Below are 22,082 nucleotides of genomic sequence, written 5' to 3'. Positions count from 1 at the left end.
GAAGCCAGACATGTTAACGATTCTTTCCGAACTCGTAGACGCCATGGTCCGTCAGGCGCAAGCAGAGCATCCCATTGAGGCCTGCGGCGTCATCGCCGGGCGCGAGGGCTCGGACCGCCCGCTGCGGCTGATTCCCATGCGTAACGCGGCCGCCTCCCCGGATATGTTCATGTTCGATGCGCGAGAGCAGCTGCAGGTATGGCGGGAAATGGACGCCAACGGCGAAGAGCCGGTGGTCATCTATCACTCTCACACCGCTTCCCGCGCTTACCCCAGCAAAGACGACATCCTTTGCGCGGCGGAGCCGCACGCCCATTACGTCATTATTCCCACTGACCCGGAACATGGCAGCGATATCCGCAGCTTCCGCATCGTCAACGGCGCCGTGGTGGAAGAAACCATCAAAGCCGTCGAGCACTATTCCGGAGAAAAACACTTACCACTTTCTGAAGACAGGAGTTCCCATGTCAGTCACCATTCATATTCCAACCGTTCTGCGACCGCTGACCGGAGATCAGAAGCGTATTGAGAGCGGCGGCGAGAATGTGCGGGAAGTGATCGCAAACATGGAGATTCACTATCCTGGCATTCAAGAGCGTCTGATGGCGGACGGCAAAGTGCATCGTTTTCTCAATATCTACGTGAACGATGACGACATTCGCTTCGCCGACAACCTGGATACGCCAGTGCGGACAGGCGACTCCATCACCATCCTGCCGGCGGTGGCCGGCGGCTGCGGCGACAGGCTTGGGTGACGGCCATGGCGTTTTTACTGGAAGGCTGCTATCTCAGCGGCTCACTACGCAACCCGACGCCGGCCCTTGCCCCTTTGTGCGCCTCCCTGCTGTATCAGGCCAACGCTCTCGGGGTGGGTTGGGAAAATGTGGACACGGAATCCGGCGCCGCCTTTGCGTTGCACTATTCAGATTTTGCGTTGCACTATTCAGATGCAGACGCAGCCGCCATCGACTGCGTGCTGGAAGGCTGGTCGGACGCGGTTGACCGCCCGATAACGGAAAACCTGGCTCAGGCGGTCTCTGGACTGATGTCAGTGCATGGTCGCGCCAGCGGCGGAGCGCAGCCTTTGGGCGTGGACTATGTTTCCACCCTCACCGCGGTATTGTCCCTGCAAGGAGTCATGGCCGCTGCGGTGGGACGTCAGCGCGGCGCGTCAGTGCGCACCACGGTCACCAGCTTGACGGCGACGGCCCTGCTCAGCGTCGCGCAGTATCTGGCTGGGGCCACCGCCCCGGACATGCCTGAGCGAATACTTCCTGGCGGCGTCAGCGTGAAAGAACGTCCGCCGTTCGTCTCTGCGGATGGCGTCGTGTTTGAGCTGGAAACCCTGGACGCCTCGCCCTGGCGCAAATTCTGGGGCCGAGTCGGCGTCGACGCCGCCAGCGCGGGTAAAGGCTGGAACGGCTTCCTCCTGCGCTACGCCAAAGCCATCGCGCCGGTCCCCGCTGCGCTCTGCGACGCCCTCGCCGCTCTGCCATTCGAAGAGATCGCACAGATCGCCGATCAAACTGGCGTCGCCCTCTGCAAAGTGCGGACGCTGCAGGAACGCGCCCAGGACCCGGACGCTTCGACGATGTGGCGCAACGGCCCCTGGCGCTTTCAATGCGACGGGGACGCCGCCCAGGCCATGCCGATCAAACCCTGCGCACCCAATACTTCCCTGCCTCTGGCCGGGATGACCGTCATCGAGTCCTGCCGTCGCATCCAGGGCCCGTTAGCGGGACGTCTGTTGTCGTTACTGGGCGCCGAGGTCATCCGTATTGAGCCGCCCGGAGGCGATCCTTTGAGAGGCATGCCGCCGATGGCGGAGGACGTATCCGCCCGATTTGACGCCCTGAATCGAGACAAAAAAGTGCTGGAGATTGACATCAAGTCCGCCGCCGGCAAAGCGGAGGTCATGGCGCTGATCAAACAGGCGGATGTCTTCCTGCATAACTGGGCCCCCGGCAAAGCCGCGGAAATGGGACTGGATTACGACGATATGAAACAGGTGAATCCAGACCTCGTTTACGCCTACGCCGGCGGCTGGGGCGAGACGGCGGAACACGACCTCCCCGGCACCGACTTCATGGCCCAGGCGTATTCCGGCGTCGCCGCCAAAATCGCCGCAACATCAGGGCTGCCGGGAGGCGCGCTGTTTACCGTACTGGACGTACTGGGCGGCGCCGTAGCGGCCCAGGGCGTCACCGCAGCGCTATTAGCGCGATCGCTCGGGCGGGCCCGCTCCATTCGTGTGGATACCTCTCTGCTCGGCGCAGCCAGCCTGCTCTGCGCAGAGGACTTAGGAGCCCTGCTGAGCCCGTCCAGCGACAAAGGCGTGACTGCACTGACCGAGCAACCACTCTCTACGCCAACTGCCTTAAACGGCGTGTACGCCACCGCGCAGGGCCTGCTTGCTATCGACTGTCTGGATGAGCGCTCCGCATCCCGGCTCGCAATCGCTGTCGCCGCCGCGCCAGAAGAGTCCGATGGTCTGACCCCGGAGCGTCTGCAACACATTCTCAACAGCCGCAAGGCGCAAGAGTGGGCTGCGTTGTTCGAGACCAGCGGCGCGCCCGCCGCAGTCGTCATCGAAGACCTGACCGAGATCAGCCGCGACCCCAGGCTGGCTTCCGCCCTCACCAAGGACGCCTACATGCGGGTGAATTCACCCTGGAGATTTCAATGAACCATTCCGGCATTATCGACCTGGTTCCTGCTGCGTTGCGTAAGCAATGGGCCGAGCAAGGTCTATATCCCAACCGCACCGTGTTCCAGATGTTCCAGATGTATGCGGAGCAGGCGCCGGATAAGGCCGCCGTACTCTCGACCGACTCCGCCTTCACCTATGGCGAACTGTTAGATAGAGCCCTGCGTCTGGCGACCCGATTGCGGGAAATGGGCATCGTCGCCGGCGACGTGATCGCCTACCAACTGCCCAATAGCTGGCGCTGTTGCGTGGTGGATCTGGCCGCGGCGGCGATAGGGGCGGTCGTCGCCCCCTTTCCGCCGGGTCGGGGCCGTCTGGATATCCAGTCCCTGCTGAAGCGTTGCGACGCCCGCGCCATCCTTGCGACGCCGGAATATGGCGGCGTGGATATGTGCGAACTGATCGAGTCTCTGCGCCCCACCACCCTGTCCTTGCGATTGCTGATAGCGGACGGTGACGACGCGCCGGAAAACTGGTCTCGTTTGGAGCAGTTGTTTCAGGCTGAACCCATGTCGGTTGAGGATCTGCCATATGTTTGCCCTGACTCGCCGGTACGCCTGCTGGTTTCTTCCGGCACAGAGTCCGAGCCCAAGCTGGTGGCTTACTCCCATAATGCATTACTGGGCGGACGCGGACGTTTTCTGCAGCGTTTACACCCCGATGGCGCCAGTTTTCGCGGCATGTATCTGGTGCCGCTGGGCTCGTCTTTTGGCTCCACCGCCACCTTTGGCGTGCTGTCCTGGCTGGGCGGCTCCCTCGCGGTGTTGCCCCGTTTCGATGCGGAGGAAGCTATCCGCGCGATTGAAACGCTACGCCCCACCCACATTCTCGGCGTTCCTACCATGATTCAGCGCATGGCGGCGGAGCCTTTATTGGCGGACATCGACAAGTCCAGCCTGGTGGCCATTGTCAGCGGCGGTTCTGTGATTGACCCCGCCAGCATTCAACGCTGCGTGGACGCCTTCGGTTGCGGCTTTATCAGTCTGTATGGCTCCGCGGATGGCGTGAACTGCCATAACACGCTTGATGAAGCACTGGATGTGGTGTTCCGCAGCGTCGGCCGTCCCAACCCGGACGTCTGCGCGATTCGCATCGTCGACGACGCCGGCAAGGAAGTCGGTCCTGGCGAGGTAGGAGAAATTCTCGCCCGCGGCCCGATCAGCCCTATGCAATACGTCAACGCCCCGGAGCTGGACGCCCGTTATCGCGACCCGGAAGGCTGGGTGTATACCGGCGACCTGGGCCTGCTGGACCCCGAAGGTTACTTACGCCTCTCCGGGCGCAAGAAAGACGTCATCGTGCGCGGCGGCGCCAATATCAGTACGGTGCAGATTGAGAATCTGGTCACCTGTTTTCCGGATGTGATCAGCGCCGCCTGCGTGCCGGTTCCAGACCCCGACCTGGGACAACGGGTATGCCTGTGTCTGAGCATGCGCAGTGGAGCGGATCGCCCTTCCCTCACCGAAATCACCAGCTTCCTGCGGGATCAGGGATTGGAAGTGAATAAATTGCCGGAGTATTTACGCTTCATACGCCACTTTCCACTCACCCCGGCGGGCAAAGTCGACAAGAAGCGGCTCACCGCTGAAGTCGCTTTTCTGGAACGCAGCGCGTGCGCAGTTTAGCCACAGGAATGGCCTCACCCATGACCAAGAACGACAACGCTTTCGCCCCCAATACGTCCCATAACGAGCTGGCGCAACGCATATGCGCCTTTGTTAGTGAGCGGGTGATTCCCCATGAAACCACGCTGGCCAGAGACGATAACGCTGCGTTGACGCTGCAGTCCACGCTCGCCGCCGAGGCCCGCGCCCAGGGTTTGTGGGGGCTGTATTATCCCGCCGCCCTGGGCGGAGCCATCGTCACGTTAAGCGAATATTTGCCCATCGCGGAACTGGAAGGACGCTCTGAGTTCGGACCGGAAATCTTCGGCGGGCGCGCCGCGCTGGATGTCCGCATGCTCTCTTTGCACGGGAGCGAGAGCATCGCAAGACGCTTCCTGCAACCGCTGGCCGCAGGCGATGCGGTGTCCGCCTATGGCATGTCTGAACCGGACAGCATCGGCTCCATTCCCGCCACCATTAACCTGCTGGCGCAGCGGGAGGGCGACGGCTGGCGTCTGAATGGCCGTAAGTGGTTTATCTCCAGAGCGCGACGGGCGGATTTCATCACGGTCGTGGCGCGCACCCAGGCGGACGCGCCGCCGCAACAGGCTTTATCCATGCTGGTTATGCCCACAGACACGCCCGGATTCAGCATCCTGCGCGACCTCGACATACTGGGTCGCCGCAATGGCCAGCACGAGCTGCTGTTCGACAATGTCCGGATTCCTCAAGACCATCTGTTGGGTGAGCTGCACGGCGGCATGGCGTTGATGAAACAGCGGTTACGCCTGGGCCGATCCATTAACGCCGCCCATTGGATCGGACTGGCGCAACGCTGTCTGGACCTGCTCGGAGAACGCGTCAACAGCGAGCGCGGTCGCCTGGCGCGACTACCGGACAAACAACTTATCCGACGTCTGGCGTTTCTCACTCATCAAGGCATCGTCAGCGCACGCGGGCAATTGCAGTTGGCCGCCGCCAGACTGGACGCGGGCCTGGATGGCGACATGGAGGTCAACATGGCGAAAATCGCGGCCTCCCACGCGCTCAATCAGGCTGCGGACAGTGCTATTCAGGTGTTCGGCGCGGAGGGGTTATGCGACGCCACGCCCCTTTCCAATATATTCCGATACGCCCGCGCCACCCGCATTCTCGACGGCGCCGACGAAGTGCTGATCAACACCGTGGGACGCCGAATTCTGGACGGCTATGGCGCCGGTGCGGATCAAGGCGCGCCACAACAGGCTGCGACTGAGCGGGAGACAACACAATCATGAACGCCATTGCGCCGACGTTGCGTCAGTCGCCCTTGCGCAGCCTGAGCCTGCATGCCGTATTACTGCTGTCCATGACGCTGCCGATGCTGATCCTGTACGCCATTGGCGCCCTGGGCCCGCTGCTGATTCAGGACCTGGGCATCGAGCCCGGCTGGCTTGGTTACGTCACCATGAGCGCCTTCGGCGTGGCCGCTGTGCTGTCTTTGGCCGCAGGGCCGTTGGTTGAGCGTCTGGGGTCGCGGCGCGGCTTGCTCCTGTTGTTTGTGAGCGTGGCGCTGGCCTACGGCCTGATGATCACCCTGCCCGGTTTTGCCGGCGTCATCGCCGCCGTGGCGGTGTGCGGCGTCGCCCAGGCATTGTCGAACCCCGTCACTAATCTGTTAATCGCCCAACGGGTCGCCCCCTCGCGTAAAGCATTCGCCGTTGGCCTGAAACAATCCGGCGTGCAGCTCGGCGCCTTGATCGCCGGCGGCTTACTGCCGCTGATCGCCGTTACTTTCGGCTGGCGCGCCGCTATAGCGACCATCATCCCCGTAGCGCTGCTATTGGCTGTCACCGCCCCGGCTCTGGCGCCGCCGGCGCCTCCTTCCGATTCGCGTCGCCCTTGGCTGCCTGCGCGGCCGGGAGGATTGTTACTCAACCTGATGGCCGTGCAGGCCTGCGCAGGCGTTACGCTATCCGCATTCGTAACCTTTCTGCCCGTGTTCGCCACCCGGCAGGGCGTCAGTCAACCGGACGCAGGTCTGATGGTGGCCGCATTCGGCTTGATGGGCGTCATGTCGCGCCTGACACTCACCTCCCTCTCCGCCAGACTTCAGGATGAATCCTGGATGTTACTGGGACTGATGGCGCTTACCGCCATAGCCATTGGAATCACCCAACAGGCGGACCCGGACAGCCATTGGCGTCTGTGGGCCGGAGTATTAGTGGTGGGTCTCACCGCCGTGGCCACCAACGCTGTAGCCATGGGCATGTTGTTACGGGACAGCGTTTTCGGAACGCCAGCGACGGCGTCAGGTTTGTTGTCCGCCGCGTTCTTCGGCGGATTCGCTGCGGGCGCGCCCCTGTTTGGCGCCGTCTCGGGGTCTTCATACGGCTTCAGCGGCGCCTGGAGCGCCCTGGTCGTGGTCGCCTTAGCCGGTTCTGTCGCAGCGCTGGGCCTGGCCTTGCTGCGACGCAGGAGCGCCTCATGAGCCAATTGCCAACTTCCCCCTGGGACGGGGACGCAGCGGCGCTCTCCCAACAGGAGATCAGCAAAGCCATTGCATCGCTGATGCGACGCCTGGACGTCATAGATGCACAATGCGGCGCTGGATATCCGTTGTTCTCCAACGATGGGGTGCAGTGGAAAATCTCTTCCGGCGGCTCCTGGATGGGCGGTTTTTGGGCCGGCTGCTGGGGGCTGCGGGCGCTTGTTTCAAAGTCCGCCGCCGATCGCGACAAAGCGCTGTCTCTAAGCGCCGCGCTCTCAGACAAATTGCAGGCGGACACGCTCAATCGCAGCCTGATTTTCTGGTATGGCCCCGCTCTTTGTGGACGCTGGCACCATGACCCGGAAGCGCAACGCCTCGCTTGCCAAGCCGCCGTCGCTGTTGCGTCCAGCTTTGACGCAGAGCTTGGCTACATGCCATTGGGTTGCGACATGGGCGGCGGCGCGGACGGACGCCTGCGCCTGTCCGTAGACGCTTTGGCGGCGACCATTCAGCTGCTTGGCGCCCATGGCGATGAAGCCTTGGACACAGCAGCCCGCGCGCATACCGACGCCCTGATCGCCGCCTGCTTCACCGCCAGCGGCGCCTGCAGCGCGGAAGCTCAATCCAGGCTGCAACAAGAGCCTCGACAATATATTTTGCACACGCTGGACCGCCCCGGCGGCTGGTCACGCGGGCAGGCCTGGGCGATGTTGGGGCTGAGCCACGCCGCCAGACGCTGGGGCTCTCCCTATCTCGACTATGCCAGAGCGGCCTGTGTGTATTGGCGTCGCTCCCGCCGCACGCCATTTCCCGCTGACCGGCCGGAGCGTAGCGACAGTTTGTCCGACCCGTCCGCCACGCTGATCGCCGCTATCGCCATACTGTCACTCTCCGAGTTACTGGACGACGGCGACAGTTGGCGCGCCTATGCGGCGCAGCAAATCGCCGCGCTCGTACGCAGCTCATACTTCGTGCGCCGCGATGGCGCTGCACACCCCGGCGCTTTCATCGGCGCCTGTTACCGCACCTGCGCCGCCGGTTGTGAACTGGTGGAGTCGCCCTGGAGCAGTTTTTTCCTGCTGCAAGCATTGTGCATGCTTGCCGGCCTTATTGATGGAGCGGAACAAGGAGCCCAGTTCCGTTCTGTTAATTATGCAGACAAATAGCTTTCTTCTATTTGTCCGCAACAACAGGGCCGGCGCCTGTCAGGCCCTGTCCGCCGTGGCTAATTACCACGCAGGCGTCTCCATGCGCCTGATTATTAACATGTTAAGAACACCGCCAAATACCTCTGAGGAAATAACATGAAAAATAGACATAACAAAATATATTCACCGCCAATCCCTTTCCGTACTCTGCTCGCCGCCTTAACGCTGAGTTCGGCGCTGGCCGCGCCCGCGTTCGCCAACGACGGCCTGACCCAGGAGCAGCAAGTGGTCAAAATCATCTCCGAGACCTATGACCAGCCTGACCACAAGGTGGAGACAGCGCCCGTCATCGTGGTTGACGACTACGCCATCGCCGACTGGATTCAGGGCGAACGGGGCGGGCGCGCCCTGCTGCGCCGGGACGGCGATAAGTGGATGGTGCTGGCCTGCGGCGGCGATGAATTCAAGAAAGCGGATCTGTTGCATAAAGCCGGGATTCCTCAGGACACCGCTTCCCAGCTCATTTCTGAGCTGACTGAAGCGGAACAGTCCATTAGCCCGCAAAAGCTGGCGCAGTTTGGCCTTTTCGGCACGCCGAATGATCCGGGCATGTCCGCACACCATCAAAACCATCCACAAAACTGATCCGATCAGGCCCAATAAGCAGTTAAACAAGTCAGTACTATGAAATTTTCACCCAAAAAACTAGCCGTGGCGGTCGCGTTGACCGCCGCTGGCGGCGCGCATGCGCAGACCACCGTTCTGGAGCCATTGGTGGTGACCGCCAAGCCGGTCATTGAAGAAGTTGAAGTGGATATGTTCTCCAGCACGTCCGCGGTTGTCACTGAAGAGCAGATTCGCGATCAAAACGCAGTGGATCTCACTGCTGCGTTGCGTCGCACGCCGGGCGTGCAGATTTCCCGCTATAACCCGGTCGGCGCGTTCGGCGGCGATCAGGGCGGCGCGGTGTTCATCCGCGGCATGGGCGTCACCCGTCCCGGCAGTGAGATAAAGACCTACATCGACGGCCTGCCCCTGTACATGGGCTTATGGGGACACCCACTGTTGGACCTCCTGCCGGTCAACGCCATGCAATCCATGACCGTGTACAAAAGCCCGCAGCCGCAGATCAACGGCAATAACTTCGCTTCCATCGATCTGCATACCAAGCGGGCGACAGAGGAAGGGACTCACGGCGCCGCGCGTATCTCTGCAGGCACATATCACACACTGGTGCAGCAGGCGGAGTTGACCAGCCGCAATGGCGATCTGGATTTTACGCTGGCGCAAGGCTACGCCACTTCCGACGGCCACCGCAAAAACGCAGACGGCGAATTGAAGAATCTTTTCGGCCGGGTTGGCGCGCAACTGAATGAGCACTGGGCAGCCTCTTTCAGCGGGTTGTACGTGGACAACGAAAGCACTGATCCGGGCAAAGAAGGAGACCCCGAACCGGATGTCGCGCCGGAGTACAACACCCAGGCCTTCATGCTGGCGACCACACTGTCCCACGAGCATGGCGACTGGTCCGGCGAGTTTAGCCTGCATCACAGTTCCGGCGAAGGTAACTGGTATCACCAGGGCGGCGGTGATGGCGACACGCTATCGGATTTCACTATGAGCGGTTTGCGCTGGCGCGAGCAATTTTCGCCCTGGATGGACGGAACCCTGGTCGCCGGTCTGGATTACGATCGTGTCTCCGGCGAAGCGCACTTTAATCGCGACGATCCCACCAGACGCGCTTACCTGGACGCGCCGACGTTCAAGTTGTGGTCGCCCTATGTCGGTCTCAGTCACTTGTTCATGCTCAACGATGAATGGATGCTGTCGCCGTCCATCGGCGTGCGTTATTACGATCACAGCGAGTTTGACGCCCAGACCGCGCCTTATGCAGGCCTGTCGCTAATGTCGGACTCATTGACGCTGTTCGTCAACGCCTCCCAAGGGGTCAATTATCCGGGTCTGGAAGCGCCAACATTAGCGACGGCGATACCGCCTCTGGCCGACAGCTGGAAACAACTGGAAGCGGAAGAGCTGGATCATTTGGAAGCCGGCGCCAAGTTCGCGTTGACAACCACCACCCAGATCGACCTCAGCGTCTTCAAAGACAAGGTGAAAAACCGCTACGTCTTCGCTTTTCCTCCACAGGTCTCCAGCCCACAGTTCATTAACTTCGGCGACTACAGTATGCGCGGCGTCGAATTATCGGTCAGCCAGGCGTTGCCGGCGGGATGGTCCCTGTTTGGCGGGCTGACGCTGCTCGATCCGGATATCGACAATCTTCCCTATACCCCGGAGCGGGCGTTCACCGCGGGCCTGAACGGCGCTATTGGCCCCTTCCGCCTCGCCGTGGACGCCCAGCATCAATCCGAGGTTTGGGCGTTGACTCGCAAACGGGCGTCAGGGGATGTCAATGCGGAGAAAGTCAGCTGCTTCACCGTGGCCAACATGCGAGTGTCCTATCCTCTGTCTCCATTGGGTCAGGACGGCGAAGTCTTTGTCGCCGTGGAGAATCTATTCGACCGCGAATACGCCTATCGCCCAGGCTATCCCATGCCGGGCCGCTGGGCTCAGATTGGATTGTCCGCGAGCTTTTAGAAAAGCAATCCTGGCAAGGATGTCCCGACCGCCAGGGCGGAATAGCCAAACACTCTATTCCGCCGATAACTCAGCCGCGCGTCTGCATGCTTCTTCCGACTTGGCGTAAACAATGTACTGGTAACGCAAGCCGGAAGAAGACGCTTCCTCACAGTCGCTATACCCTTGTTTCTCCAGATAGATCGACAGGGGAATATGAATCATCACAGGGAGCACGAAGATCATCGCCAACCCTCCCAGCAAAACAGGCTGTAATAGTTTAAAGATGCGGTTTTCGGTCTTTTTGCGTAATGGCTTTTTTACCGCCTCCAGCAGCTCCAATCCTCCCATCACGCAAAGGGAAAACAGACTCAAGCCTATCCCCAGCATGCTGAATAACGCCGGCTCGACATACAAACTGGGCGGCAACGCCGCCACCTGCCGGACCGTCGACGCCACCGCAAAACCAAACCACACCAAAGCACCAAGAGAGATAGCCGTCAGTACAACCAAAATAACGACTTTCTTTGCGACAGACGGGGTACCTTTTTGAGACAAAACAGGGATTCCTTTTGAGTTACGGATTGATGTGGGCGCGCAGGTTACCAAGTGGGTATCTAATCAGACTGTGGGGTAAAAAACGATGTTGCTACTTTCGGTTGACTCAATCTTTGTGACCTTAACACTCTTGTACTCGGGTGAAAACGAACGCCTCTGCGCTTTGAGTCCAATGCCCGGAACGGGCTGCGCGCTAAAATTTGCCAGATAGTTGCCGCCCCTTAACAAATAACTATTAGGCGTCCCAGGCGTTATCTTCGTAGTAAGACTTGATAGAAGATAGCGTCATTTCCCTCAAAGGTTCTCCAGTATCGTACTCGCGCGCGAAGAATAAGAACTCACGTGAAGGCGATTCAAACTGGAGAATAGCGCAACCTAAATCCATGAAGTAGAGCGATCCGCCCTGGGCTTGCCCATAATCAGCGCTCAGGTTAGCCAGATGAAGTGCGGCCGAGAGCTTATCCATTTTCTGAACATCTTCGCCAACAATAATCAGGTGTTCAACATCGGCTGGATAGATCGAAAATGCGCTAAGTTTGCCGTCTTGATAATCGCAATCTCCAAAGCCACAAACCTCTGACTGCAGAGATTCTACCTCCGACTTTGACATGCCAAATTTTAGTGGTCCCAAGCCAACGAAGGGCTCAAAAATGAGATCCATACTGCAGTTCCTCTTAGTTCTTCGATCTATCCGCTCAGTATAGTGTTTCAGGCCATCTAACCCTGGCAGAGCGGCCCAGTTTGGAGCGCCCGAGAAAGCCCAAAACACCAACCGATTATTGTTGGTATCGAATAGATTCTGATGGACCGGTTAGAATCAATAGATATCGACCTATCCGGACCGACTGATATTGATCGAGTAGAATCGCGAGATATTGGAATATGCATGACTCTACTCTGGCTAACGCCGCTCTAACTGAACTGAGCATTGCGTAGTAAAGTGAACGAAGCGATCCACGCAATTAGCTGATGCGCACATTCTTTGCGTCACCAGTCTAAAGTTTCTAACTGCGAATTACGCGTCATTATCATTTAAGACATCAATAATGGAATCGTGAAAGTTCCTAAAATTCTCTTGCTGATCATCCCAAACTGGATGTAGAGCAACTAATTTTTTTGCATCACCAAGAGAAATTGATTTAGTTTCTTTCACAAGCTTAATTGACTCAATTATACTCGCCCCTTCCGCACGTAGTAATTGCAATGCACCATCAATATCATCGATCTCTATGAGTTTCTTAGCTTTCACTTGAAGTTCTGTATTCATTACCCGCCTCGACTGTGGTTAACGCCGCAACTTACGCATGAGCGGAGCGAATCCGCAAGATTGCTTTGTTATAACTCTACTTCTCAGTGCGGTGCTCATGGATTAACTCTGAGACACCTATGTTTTTTGATTTACCACCTAGCTCGATTATTGACTTAGAAACAAATGGATTTTTCGTTTTTCCCCATATATCAATGAGCGCTGCAACACAATAATAGTGAGCTTCAGTGTCCTCAGGATTTTTTAGCATACTGTTAATCTCCGGGACTATATCAATCGAATTAATTTCCATCGCCCACTGGGAGGCCCAGTAGCGCACCCCATAGTGCTTACTTGCCAGAGCGTTTTTTAAGTGAGGTAAAACCACCTCTGATTTAAATGGCCTAAATATATCATCGCAGATCTGATAGACGCCAAAACCACTTCCATCACCGAATGAATTGAGAACAAGTGGAATAGCACGTTCATCGGGGTTTGAAATCAGGAACGTCCTAACTTGATTGAACATATCAATATCGGCTTCCGATACATCCTCATCCGCTGGCAACGGCTGATGCTTTCTAAGAAACTCTAGTGCTTTATCAATATTCATTATCAATTATTAATCTTCCAAAATAGACAAAATGAAACGCTATACTTTCCACGTCTTTTTGTCGACCATTCGTAATAGCTTTGTCAAGCATTTTCTTGCACCCAAGTTAGACCAACTTCTTCATCTACAGTAGAGCAACAAAATAGAAGGGAACTTCCGTGCGTGCTTTTCTGTGGAATAAGGTCTTCCTTATTTTTTATGGCTTTCACCATATCGAGATAGAAGCTATTATCGGGAGCTATACCCGCTACTTCTTTTTCAGAGAGGTTTACCGCTCCATAATCACCTAATGATAGATTACGCCCAATATTTGCTTGCCAGAGCATGGCCTCTTCAATACTACCTTCCTCAATAATTCGGCGAAAATGCTTCATGCTGTATTTGTTCTATTCAAGCAACTGATTTTCTGGGTTTTGTTTTGCATCTATACAGACGCTAACAAATCCCGACTCATGGTCGTGATTATAGCAAAGGTGGAAATATCTAAATCCTTAGCCTTTGTTGAGGCTTCATCTATTAGGTTTTCAAATATCCCAATCATATTCATTATTGCAAGTGCGCGTTTTTCAATTTCCAAGCTTCGAAGATATCCCCTCCAGCCCACCGATTCCAGTGTAAAAGCCCCGAAAATCCAAGCTGGCTTACTTACGAAAAACGGTGTGTACGCATATACGCTTTCTTCGGGGTCCGTTATCACCACAGGCTGCAGCGAGCGCCGCTTTTTGGAGCCCTCTACCTTTGCTTGTTAGGTGTTCCACTGGATAATTGCATTATCGATTTCATCTTCCCAGCAGTGCTCTTCCAGTATTTCCAGATAGTTACTTTTCAGAATCTCAAGACTATCACGAACAGCTAAGCGCTGTTCATTTGAAAACAGAGAAAACTGCTCTGATCCAGAATTTAGTCCAATTTTATTCAGAAATAAGCACATATAAGGAACGCCATCCTTATTATTCCGACCCGTAACAGCCAGCTCAATTAGCCTAGGTATGTAATAGCCCATTGCTTGTGGAGTTAAAAATGATGAGACTCCCCAGCAAACTGTCCCCACTTGCTCAGGTGATAGATCCCTACGATCAGCTCTATTTACTTCGTCAGTATGATCTCGGCATTCCTCACAATGGTGTATATTAGTTGCCAGATCAGGCTTCTCAAACGACTCGAAAAAATTATATGTATTTTCTACAAAATCGGCGACTTTCATGGTTACACCTGCCCCAGCCATAGCCAGTCAAAAACTGCGCAGCAGTTTGAGGTCCAGCCCAAACAGCCGGCGAGGTTGACGCGCTTGTTATGCTCTATTTGCACTCTGATGCCCCGTCGACTGAAGCTACAACCTGACCATTGGAATCCAGGTAGCTTAACTTACCATGATTGTAGATCGCGTTTAGAGATGTGCTAAACATGTGAGTTTCATAGACACTGCTTGGCAACTCAGTACCATCAAAATAATAAATAACACCATTATCACTGATAGCAAAACAATAATGACTCCAATGTTCACGTCCTTCACCATTAGCAGGAATACGCAAAAGTTCAGAATCATTGTGATGATAAAAAATGGCTATATCTGTCGGCATTTCATTTCGTAAATTTACCTTATAGACAGGTGGACAACCTGCTAAAAATCCGCAAACTGTAAGTATTAACAGTAGATTAATTTTATTCATGAGCATAACGTCTTCGGGCGACCGCAGTGGAGCTATATTTGTGATAAAAAGGAGCAAATCGACGTACCCAAAATATGGCGAAGCTTAGGTTGTTCCACTGCTTGCGATTGTTGTGCATGCGATGTACTTCAGCGCCAACGCTAAGCGCCTATGTACACCGATAAATAGTCACTCTCCTTGCTGGTAGATGCGATATGGACTATTACCGTTTTTTCCAAATCTAAAACGGGATGATGAGCGAGCCTTTTCGAGTAAGCGAAAACCGCTTCAAGGGGCTCATTATCGTGCCACGTAGTCATCACACATTTCTCATTTGGAATATCACCGTAGCTGAATGCTTCAAGATTAGCGAAATCAACTGAATCATCCCAACTACTTGCTTCAATACCCCACGCCATCATGTATAGACAGCCAGCTTTGACTAAGCTTCTGCTAAGGTCATGTTGCCACTCGAGAGAAACCGGTTCTTCTATCACAACTATGGCGCGAAATGGTTCAGAAGACAAAACCGATAAATTCTCTGCGTTTGGCTTTATGTTCAAATATTCAATCTTCATGAAAGCGCTCATGCGCGTATCGCAAGGCATTGGGCCGACTGAAGCGTAGCGTATCCCAGCCACGATAATGGCGACATTAGCGCCTTGTTAGGCAAGATCTGGCACATTACTTTTTATCACTTCATTTGGTATTGCAAGACGGAAATCAATCCGCACCAGCTCACCAGCAGATGTATTTTTAAGAACCGGCGCTTCATCAAGGGACTGACTTTGGGGAAACACGAGCAGAGATAAGTATGGGTTCTCCCTGATTGTGGAATACATAAGCATCGCCCCCATATCAGTCCTTTTCCAGTGATTAGGGCCTTCTAGAATCTTGCCCACAGCATGATAGACCACCCTTATGCTAGACCCATTTTCGTTATCGCTAAATTTGTATACGTCGGTAGGGTGCTCTAGCTCCACTCCAACCCTTGTGAGTTGCCCCTGTAGCTCTTCTGGAAGCACATCCTTTAAGCAGTGTTTCCAGATAAAACACCACTCACAATCGCAGCCATATGCTGGCACACCCTTTTGATTCTGAATTTCATGGGTTGCCTCTAAGTGAGTAGCCAATTTCCATTCGGAAATTGGAATTGTGGGGCGTCGTCTTTTCATAATCGGCTACCGCTAGCTTTCGGGTAGCCAGTGCAACGTGACAGTTGTCTCAGACGCGAAAGCGGCGACAACAGCGCCTTGTCAGGTGATACTACTGCTAGTTTCGTATAGAGCCCCATAAATCTTCAAACTCATTTTGCGTAATCTGTTTTGCATCAAGATGTTCTTTGCCGCATTTTAGGTTTTCATCGGTTAATTCTGACGGATCTGTGAAGTCATACTATTCATCATTCTCTTCGTGTCGCGCTGCTGCCTCAAGATCGCCATCTATTCAACTATTACGATTAATTACTCCATCAACCATTTGTGATTGGTAGAAGCTGTCCGAGCTTTCAGCTTCTACATCACCGCAAACACACTTCTTTTCGCCTAATGCTTCAAGCAGCAGAGAGCGTCCAGCGCGAAGGGCAACGCCGTATTGACTTGCTACGACTTTTTGCTAGTCGAGCTCAATAGCACTCTCTATTGCCTCTTTAAAAAACTGAAGTTCGTTTCCCTTTAGTTCGTAGTTGATGGCTACGCACTGTTCTATACCAGGGTCATAATGCTCATGGAACTTGACGCAGTAACTACCATTAACACTAACTTCAATTACAGCACCGAAACTCTGCTCAGGGACACTACCGGTTATGTATATGAGGTCATTTCCAAGTTGAGCTTTTCTATATTCCTTTGACTCTTCCCATATCATTTTGGAGCTACCATCAGGATAACCACACCGCTGAAAGTAAAACTCATCATTACACCTATAGTTTTTGCAGAATTCTAGAAAAGGCTTAACCATCAAGACACTAGCTTCATACTTACTTGCAGCTTTAGGGACGATACTCTTTTCTACAAAGTTATTGATCCGATCATCTATATACGGATAACTCTCAAGATAAGTTAATGTACATTCAACTACATGAGTTCCTCTAATTTCATTTGGATTATCATCCCACCCATTGAATTCTGAATAAGGCGGAAACCAAAGGACATAAAACTTTTCATCTTCCCGAAGTTCAGTACCTAAAGAAACATAAACTATTCGATTTTCACCTGACTTTGGAACGATTTCCGAATCTTGTTTATCAATCTCGTAATCTCTAGCCCAAAAACCTGCTTCTAAATCCATACCTGTCCATTAAATCCTAGCGCCGGAGATAGCTTCTGGCACTAAGCGCAGCCGAGCTCCGGTCGGTTTTAGCCCCTGTCAAAATATTTTAAGCACTCAGATAACCCCATTCGAATGTCAGCTCCCCTGCACTGTATATTATCTTTACTTTTATATGAGTGATTACACCAGTTTCTCTATTTATAGCCTTGAATTCAAGATTCGAGTCCCCTAAACAATCACAGCCTCCTTTCGCTATATATAAGCTTACTATTCTATCGTCGCTTTTGAGCTTAGGGCGATCCTCAACAAACTGGAGTTCTATCTGCTTTCCATCTTGATTTTTCAGAGACATCGACTCAACTGTAACCCAACTCGGATGAGTAAGGAAAATTCGTGGATCTGAATCAATAAAAACGGGAATTATTGGTGGAAGAGGAACAATCAATGAAGCCATAACGCTGTGTGTTTTTGATCCACAATAAAATTCTATTGCAATCTCTTCACTCAGCATATCTGATGTTTCAGCTTCCAGCATCTCCATCTGAGTAAGTCCAGATAAAGCACAACCCTGCAATAAAAATAGAAAATAAATAAAACCATAGAACTTTTTCAAGATTTTTCGAGCCTCTTTCATTTAACGTTTCAGCTAATCCGCCACACGCAATGCAGTCAACTTGAACGGCTTGTTAAGGCGGGCTTTACGCCCCCTTCTACCCGTTAATATTTACTCCAGCTTTGTTTAGCAAAAAAGCAATACGTCTAGCGAATTCATAATCTGACAATTGTCTTGCTTGCTTCGGAACCTTTAACTTTTCCAGCACTGAAACTCTATTTCCAAGGGTTTCGCACTTTGCTTCAAGGCGCGTCGTCTTTTTGCTCAGTTTCGCGTTTTCGCTCCTGAGCTCCCGCACAAGATTTTTCAAATAAGCGATATCAGACTTTTCTTTTTCTGATAGAGGTACTTTATTATTTTTCACAATTTACGTTCTCAAGACATATTGAGAATGCGCATTTTCCTATTGCAACAAGTTGAAGATAGTTCCTCCAGCCCACCGATTCCAGTGTACCCCCCCCCCAGAAGTCCAAGCTACCCCCTTTACGAAAAACCATGCATGCGCATATACGCTTTCTTCGGCGGCCCGTTATCACCACTGGCCAGCCTTCAAGTTATTGAATCGCATGTTTTTTTAGAAAGCATCACTCTAATCTTCCCAATAGAACAACGCGTCGTACAACTTAAAAGCGCCTTCATTCAACACGGTAGGAACCTTGATCTGGCGAGGCAGCGCCTTATTCAGATCAGATTTATACAAGCGCAACAGCCCAAAGTCTTCCAATATGGGATGAATTGTCTGAGCCAGCTGTATGACATTCGGCGTACGAAGCTGATCCAGGCCATTAAAAGAGGGTAGCGAATGAAAACCGGAGGTGGGAACGGGGGCTTCCATCAATACAAAATAAGGCGACAAGCGGCTGAACAGAACTTCCAGCCCCATTTGTTCAGGGGCGTCTTGTCCCTGCGCCGCCTTACCCTGGTAAAAACAGACGTCGACAAATGACGCGTAGCCGGAGCCGTAGTGTTCCCATTCGGCATGAAACTGGGCCATCGTCAATTGCGACCCCCTTGCGCAGACGTACTTATAGAAACTATCGACAGCTCGCTCGTCTCCGTCGCACCAGGGCAGCGCGTCTGAAATCGGCTGCTGATTAAGTAACCGGGTAATGTGCTCGTTGGTGAACAAAGAATCCTCCCTGGCGACTACGAATTACCTTAACAAGCCAGCGCGCCGATGGTTATGGCGTCGCCGGAGAACAGTTGAAAGTTCATGTTCTGACCGGGGCACAGGTGTTCGCCGTTGTGACGGTGTATGTGAATATCGACGATAGCTTCGCCGTGCACGGAGTTTTTGTCCAGATAATAGAAATACTTGGACTCCCCTTCCGGCAATGGGATGTTGTCGTCGCCGTCATAGGGTCGGATGCTGGCGCTGAAGGCGTTCGCATATTGCGTCAGGGCCTCGCCCAAGGTGGCGGCGGGAGTTTCGAATGGAGTGTTCTCGACCAGGACGTATTTATCCTGTACGGGGCATTTCTCAAAACGATATCGGGGGGTTGCCGGACCAATAATTCTGACCATGAATACTTCTGTCTGATTGAAAAGAATAGGCGTCGCCAGGTGGCTGAACCGGATTGCGGGTTCAGGTTGCGCAGACCGGCGCAACAGCGACCTTATCAATAAGTCGAATACCCTTTCGAAGCTGCGCCGTCACTGGCGCGACAGACCGTTGCGCACTCCTGATACCGGTTAGCGTTGGCGGCCGTATTAAGGTATAACACCCGTGGAGCGGACGGTGAATCGGCCATTTGTCCGTGTTTTCAGAGATAGTTCCAAGAGGATATTCCGTCGTGAAAGAACTGGAGCAACTTTTAACCGTTTCCGCCATTCAAGACGCCAACTGGGCGTCGGATTTGCTCGCTCACATGACCACCAATGACGATGATGCTGTCGAAGCGGCGAATGAGGCCTGCGACGCCATACTCGCGCATCCCGACGCCATTGCTCACCCACGCTGGCCGGAACTGGTGGAGGCGGCGATCAACGCCTCCCGCGACTTCGAGGACGTAGCGGAGGAAGTCTACGGCGAACGCATTTCTTTCGAAGATGACGAAGGGGGGCTGTGTCAGGGGTTCGATGGATACAGCACTACCTACAGCGTCGCTCTGCTGCTTGGCGAGAAAACCACCCGCGTCCACCCACAATGGTTTGATTTGGTCCTCGCGCTGATGGACTTTAGCGACTGTTCCGAGCATCAGGCGCCAGTTGTCGAAGAAACCATATTGCCGGCCATTCTGAATAACTATCCGCAATGGGATCAGTTAATCCCACATGTGCTTGAGTTTGACGCGCATACATTCATTGGAGACCTGTTGCCCCTGCCCCAAGTCCTGTCGCATCCGGATTTAATACAGTGGGTGAAGCCGCTCACAAGCTACCGAATGATGGTGGATGCCGTTGCTCATCCTGATGTGGCGGCCCATGAGCGCTGGCGGGAGCTGGCCTTATTAGTTAAAGACGACCCCAGCATTCGCAATTACAGCGAATATCCCGCTCTGCAAAAGCTCTTGCAGGAACGGGGCTTGGAGTAGGGATTACGGTATCGACGCAAGCGTACGAGTTAATGAAAGAGCTAAACCTGCTGTTAAAACCCTCCGCCATTCAAAGTGAAACCTGGGCGGCGGATCTGTTGGCGCATTTGACGCAAGAGAATGCCGCCGGCCTGGACGCCGCCCGCCAAGCCTGTAAACGTATACTCGGACATAAAGACGCCGTCGCCCATCCTGACTGGGCGCGTTTGGTGATGGCGGCGTTGGACGCCTCACGGGACTTTGAGGACATTGCGGAAGAGGTTTATGGCGAGCGCATAGCGTTTCTGGATGACGAAGGCTGGCTGTGTCAGGGCTTCGGCGAATACAACACGACTGGACAGGTAGCGGGTCTGCTCGCCCGCAAAGTGACCCGAAGACACCCACAATGGCTCGAACTGGTCAAAGCGCTGGCGGAGAAATGCGCCAGACCGGAACATGACGCCCCGCTGTCGGAGGTGTTATTCAAGCCTTGCATCCAGGCCAGGTGCGCGGGCTGGGAAACACTGCCGCCGCTCGCCGCCAAGGAAAGTATGCTGTGCTTTTTCGATATCATGGCGATGCCGCATGTGCTTGAACATGAGTGGCTATTGTCATGGTTGGAGCCTTATAAGAACTACCTCATGTTTGTTGACTATCTACTGCACCCCACCGTTGTCGCATCGTCACGCTGGCCGGAAATAGTCGGCCTGGCCAAGGATCAACCGAATATACGCGCCAGCTCTGAATTTCCTCGTATCCAGCAATTGATGAAAGAACGGGGCCTTGAGCCTTAGAATAGAGACCCGCTTTGTCATCAAAGCGCAATACAACAGACTTAGCATTTCGCACTTTTTGATTCACAAACGCCGCTATGAACGACCTCACTGACACTCCCGCTCAAACCTCCACGACCGGCGATATATTTCGCGCGTTTTTAAAGCTGGGACTGACGTCTTTTGGCGGGCCGGTGGCGCATCTGGGGTATTTTCGGGATGAGTTCGTCACCCGGCGACGCTGGCTGAGCGAAGAGAGTTACGCCGATCTGGTGGCGTTATGTCAATTTCTGCCCGGGCCAGCAAGCAGTCAGGTAGGGTTTGCGTTGGGGATGCGTCGTGGCGGCATGCAAGGCGCGCTGGCCGCCTGGACCGCCTTTACCTTGCCATCCGCGTTGTTTCTGTTGCTCTTCGCGCTTAGCGCCAACGCCTTTGCAGGAGACATCGGGCAAAGCCTCATCCACGGATTGAAGCTGGTTGCAGTCGCTGTCGTGGCGCAAGCGGTATGGGGAATGGCGCGTAATCTGTGTCCAGATAGACAGCGCGCCGGTATCGCCCTCGTCGCGGTGATACTGACCGCCGCCCTGCCCTCGGCCTTCGGACAAATAGGCGTCATTGCGCTTGGCGCCGGAGCGGGCTTGCATCTTTGCGGTCATGCGCAACGCAAAGTGGAGGAGCATCGGCCGGTGGAGTTTCCTCACGGCAAGTCCTACGTGGCGCTGGCAACCTTTTTTCTTTTATTGCTGATCCTGCCTGCGCTTACCCTCTCCACCGGCTCCAATGCCCTGGCGCTGTTCGAAGCCTTTTATCGGGCCGGAGCGCTGGTGTTTGGCGGCGGTCATGTGGTGCTGCCTTTGTTGGAGGCCAGCGTGGTCGACACGGGCTGGGTCAGCGCCAACAGTTTCATCGCGGGTTATGGCGCTGCGCAGGCGGTTCCCGGGCCGTTGTTTACGTTCGCCGCCTACTTGGGCGCCTCCGTGTCGCTGACGCCAAACGCCCTGCTCGGCGCCGCCATCAGTCTTGTCGCCATTTTCCTGCCCGGTATGCTGCTGGTCGTCGCCGTACTGCCGCACTGGGACCGTTTCCGCCAGCAATCCCGCGCCCAGGCCGCCATGGCGGGCGCCAACGCAGCCGTGGTCGGGTTGCTGGGTTCTGCGCTTTACCATCCCGTATGGACCAGTTCCGTACTGTCGCCAAGTGACTTCGCCATCGCCCTGACCGCTTTCTGCTTATTAACCATCTGGAAACTGGCGCCATGGAAAGTCGTTATCGCCACCACCCTCGCTGGCGCATGGATTTATTACCTGTAAACCTGATTCTTTCCCGCTTCGTACTAGACT

At 54.4% G+C, this 22,082-nt stretch carries 26 protein-coding genes; 12 read left to right on the top strand and 14 right to left on the bottom strand.

The features are described from left to right. Positions 1-10: 10 nt before the first annotated feature. From AC2IBB_RS14725 to AC2IBB_RS14685, 9 genes are all read left to right on the top strand, one after another. Positions 11-529: a M67 family metallopeptidase gene (locus AC2IBB_RS14725; RefSeq protein ID WP_486333590.1), complete on the top strand. Its 519-nt coding sequence runs from the start codon at positions 11-13 to the stop codon at positions 527-529. Next, positions 465-755, top strand: coding sequence for a MoaD/ThiS family protein (locus AC2IBB_RS14720; RefSeq protein ID WP_486333589.1), 291 nt, complete (start codon positions 465-467; stop codon positions 753-755). The genes AC2IBB_RS14725 and AC2IBB_RS14720 overlap by 65 nt, the downstream gene beginning before the upstream one ends. A gap of 5 nt (positions 756-760) precedes the next feature. Beyond that, positions 761-2,686, top strand: coding sequence for a CoA transferase (locus AC2IBB_RS14715; protein ID WP_486333588.1), 1,926 nt, complete (start codon positions 761-763; stop codon positions 2,684-2,686). Beyond that, the gene (locus tag AC2IBB_RS14710) at positions 2,683-4,332 is read left to right on the top strand and encodes a class I adenylate-forming enzyme family protein (protein WP_486333587.1); all 1,650 of its coding nucleotides are present in this window, start codon (positions 2,683-2,685) and stop codon (positions 4,330-4,332) included. Before AC2IBB_RS14715 ends, AC2IBB_RS14710 begins: the two co-directional genes overlap by 4 nt. A gap of 20 nt (positions 4,333-4,352) precedes the next feature. Continuing rightward, entirely contained in the window at positions 4,353-5,588 is a 1,236-nt protein-coding gene (locus AC2IBB_RS14705) for an acyl-CoA dehydrogenase family protein (protein ID WP_486333586.1), read from the top strand. Continuing rightward, entirely contained in the window at positions 5,585-6,781 is a 1,197-nt protein-coding gene (locus AC2IBB_RS14700) for an MFS transporter (RefSeq protein ID WP_486333585.1), read from the top strand. Before AC2IBB_RS14705 ends, AC2IBB_RS14700 begins: the two co-directional genes overlap by 4 nt. Further along, positions 6,778-7,947 carry a hypothetical protein gene (locus AC2IBB_RS14695; protein WP_486333584.1) on the top strand — a complete coding sequence of 390 codons (1,170 nt, stop codon included), beginning with the start codon at positions 6,778-6,780 and terminating at the stop codon, positions 7,945-7,947. The genes AC2IBB_RS14700 and AC2IBB_RS14695 overlap by 4 nt, the downstream gene beginning before the upstream one ends. A gap of 138 nt (positions 7,948-8,085) precedes the next feature. Beyond that, positions 8,086-8,574 (top strand): copper uptake system-associated protein, encoded by a 489-nt coding sequence (locus AC2IBB_RS14690; protein ID WP_486333583.1) that lies wholly within the window; start codon positions 8,086-8,088, stop codon positions 8,572-8,574. Positions 8,575-8,613: 39 nt separating this feature from the next. Next, complete coding sequence (locus tag AC2IBB_RS14685) at positions 8,614-10,527, top strand: TonB-dependent receptor (protein ID WP_486333582.1); 1,914 nt, start codon at positions 8,614-8,616, stop codon at positions 10,525-10,527. A 54-nt stretch (positions 10,528-10,581) separates the two neighbouring features. On the opposite strand, the gene AC2IBB_RS14680 is transcribed toward AC2IBB_RS14685, so the two are convergent. The 14 genes from AC2IBB_RS14680 to AC2IBB_RS14615 all read right to left on the bottom strand — a co-directional run bounded on the left by AC2IBB_RS14680 (position 10,582) and on the right by AC2IBB_RS14615 (position 18,980). Beyond that, positions 10,582-11,064, bottom strand: a complete 483-nt coding sequence (locus AC2IBB_RS14680) for a hypothetical protein (RefSeq protein ID WP_486333581.1) — start codon at positions 11,062-11,064, stop codon at positions 10,582-10,584. A gap of 235 nt (positions 11,065-11,299) precedes the next feature. Beyond that, positions 11,300-11,725 carry a hypothetical protein gene (locus AC2IBB_RS14675; protein ID WP_486333580.1) on the bottom strand — a complete coding sequence of 142 codons (426 nt, stop codon included), beginning with the start codon at positions 11,723-11,725 and terminating at the stop codon, positions 11,300-11,302. 354 nt (positions 11,726-12,079) lie between these two features. After that, positions 12,080-12,331, bottom strand: coding sequence for a hypothetical protein (locus AC2IBB_RS14670; RefSeq protein WP_486333579.1), 252 nt, complete (start codon positions 12,329-12,331; stop codon positions 12,080-12,082). A 76-nt stretch (positions 12,332-12,407) separates the two neighbouring features. Beyond that, complete coding sequence (locus tag AC2IBB_RS14665) at positions 12,408-12,923, bottom strand: hypothetical protein (RefSeq protein WP_486333578.1); 516 nt, start codon at positions 12,921-12,923, stop codon at positions 12,408-12,410. An 83-nt stretch (positions 12,924-13,006) separates the two neighbouring features. Continuing rightward, positions 13,007-13,297 carry a hypothetical protein gene (locus AC2IBB_RS14660; RefSeq protein ID WP_486333577.1) on the bottom strand — a complete coding sequence of 97 codons (291 nt, stop codon included), beginning with the start codon at positions 13,295-13,297 and terminating at the stop codon, positions 13,007-13,009. Between the two features lie 371 nt (positions 13,298-13,668). Beyond that, the gene (locus AC2IBB_RS14655) at positions 13,669-14,127 is read right to left on the bottom strand and encodes a hypothetical protein (RefSeq protein WP_486333576.1); all 459 of its coding nucleotides are present in this window, start codon (positions 14,125-14,127) and stop codon (positions 13,669-13,671) included. A gap of 94 nt (positions 14,128-14,221) precedes the next feature. Beyond that, on the bottom strand, positions 14,222-14,593 hold the full coding sequence (locus AC2IBB_RS14650; protein ID WP_486333575.1) for a hypothetical protein: 372 nt from the start codon (positions 14,591-14,593) through the stop codon (positions 14,222-14,224). 140 nt (positions 14,594-14,733) lie between these two features. After that, the gene (locus AC2IBB_RS14645; protein WP_486333574.1) at positions 14,734-15,150 is read right to left on the bottom strand and encodes a DUF7684 family protein; all 417 of its coding nucleotides are present in this window, start codon (positions 15,148-15,150) and stop codon (positions 14,734-14,736) included. An 87-nt stretch (positions 15,151-15,237) separates the two neighbouring features. Beyond that, positions 15,238-15,747 (bottom strand): hypothetical protein, encoded by a 510-nt coding sequence (locus AC2IBB_RS14640; RefSeq protein WP_486333573.1) that lies wholly within the window; start codon positions 15,745-15,747, stop codon positions 15,238-15,240. Positions 15,748-16,186: 439 nt separating this feature from the next. Next, positions 16,187-16,861, bottom strand: a complete 675-nt coding sequence (locus AC2IBB_RS14635) for a hypothetical protein (protein WP_486333572.1) — start codon at positions 16,859-16,861, stop codon at positions 16,187-16,189. Between the two features lie 88 nt (positions 16,862-16,949). After that, the gene (locus tag AC2IBB_RS14630; RefSeq protein WP_486333571.1) at positions 16,950-17,477 is read right to left on the bottom strand and encodes a hypothetical protein; all 528 of its coding nucleotides are present in this window, start codon (positions 17,475-17,477) and stop codon (positions 16,950-16,952) included. Positions 17,478-17,553: 76 nt separating this feature from the next. Further along, positions 17,554-17,820: a hypothetical protein gene (locus tag AC2IBB_RS14625; protein ID WP_486333570.1), complete on the bottom strand. Its 267-nt coding sequence runs from the start codon at positions 17,818-17,820 to the stop codon at positions 17,554-17,556. 225 nt (positions 17,821-18,045) lie between these two features. After that, a complete protein-coding gene (locus tag AC2IBB_RS14620; RefSeq protein WP_486333569.1) occupies positions 18,046-18,585 on the bottom strand; it encodes a hypothetical protein in 540 nt (179 codons plus the stop codon). A gap of 29 nt (positions 18,586-18,614) precedes the next feature. Then, positions 18,615-18,980, bottom strand: coding sequence for a hypothetical protein (locus AC2IBB_RS14615; RefSeq protein WP_486333568.1), 366 nt, complete (start codon positions 18,978-18,980; stop codon positions 18,615-18,617). Positions 18,981-19,249: 269 nt separating this feature from the next. Between AC2IBB_RS14615 and AC2IBB_RS14610 the strand changes: the two genes are divergently transcribed. The 3 genes from AC2IBB_RS14610 to chrA all read left to right on the top strand — a co-directional run bounded on the left by AC2IBB_RS14610 (position 19,250) and on the right by chrA (position 22,052). Continuing rightward, positions 19,250-19,990 carry a hypothetical protein gene (locus AC2IBB_RS14610; RefSeq protein WP_486333567.1) on the top strand — a complete coding sequence of 247 codons (741 nt, stop codon included), beginning with the start codon at positions 19,250-19,252 and terminating at the stop codon, positions 19,988-19,990. Positions 19,991-20,022: 32 nt separating this feature from the next. Then, positions 20,023-20,763, top strand: a complete 741-nt coding sequence (locus AC2IBB_RS14605) for a hypothetical protein (protein WP_486333566.1) — start codon at positions 20,023-20,025, stop codon at positions 20,761-20,763. A 77-nt stretch (positions 20,764-20,840) separates the two neighbouring features. Beyond that, positions 20,841-22,052, top strand: a complete 1,212-nt coding sequence (chrA, locus tag AC2IBB_RS14600; protein WP_486333565.1) for a chromate efflux transporter — start codon at positions 20,841-20,843, stop codon at positions 22,050-22,052. Positions 22,053-22,082 lie beyond the last annotated feature (30 nt).

This window comes from Hahella sp. NS-SX17, assembly GCF_057367735.1.
This window is presented reverse-complemented; position numbering and strand designations above follow the sequence as displayed.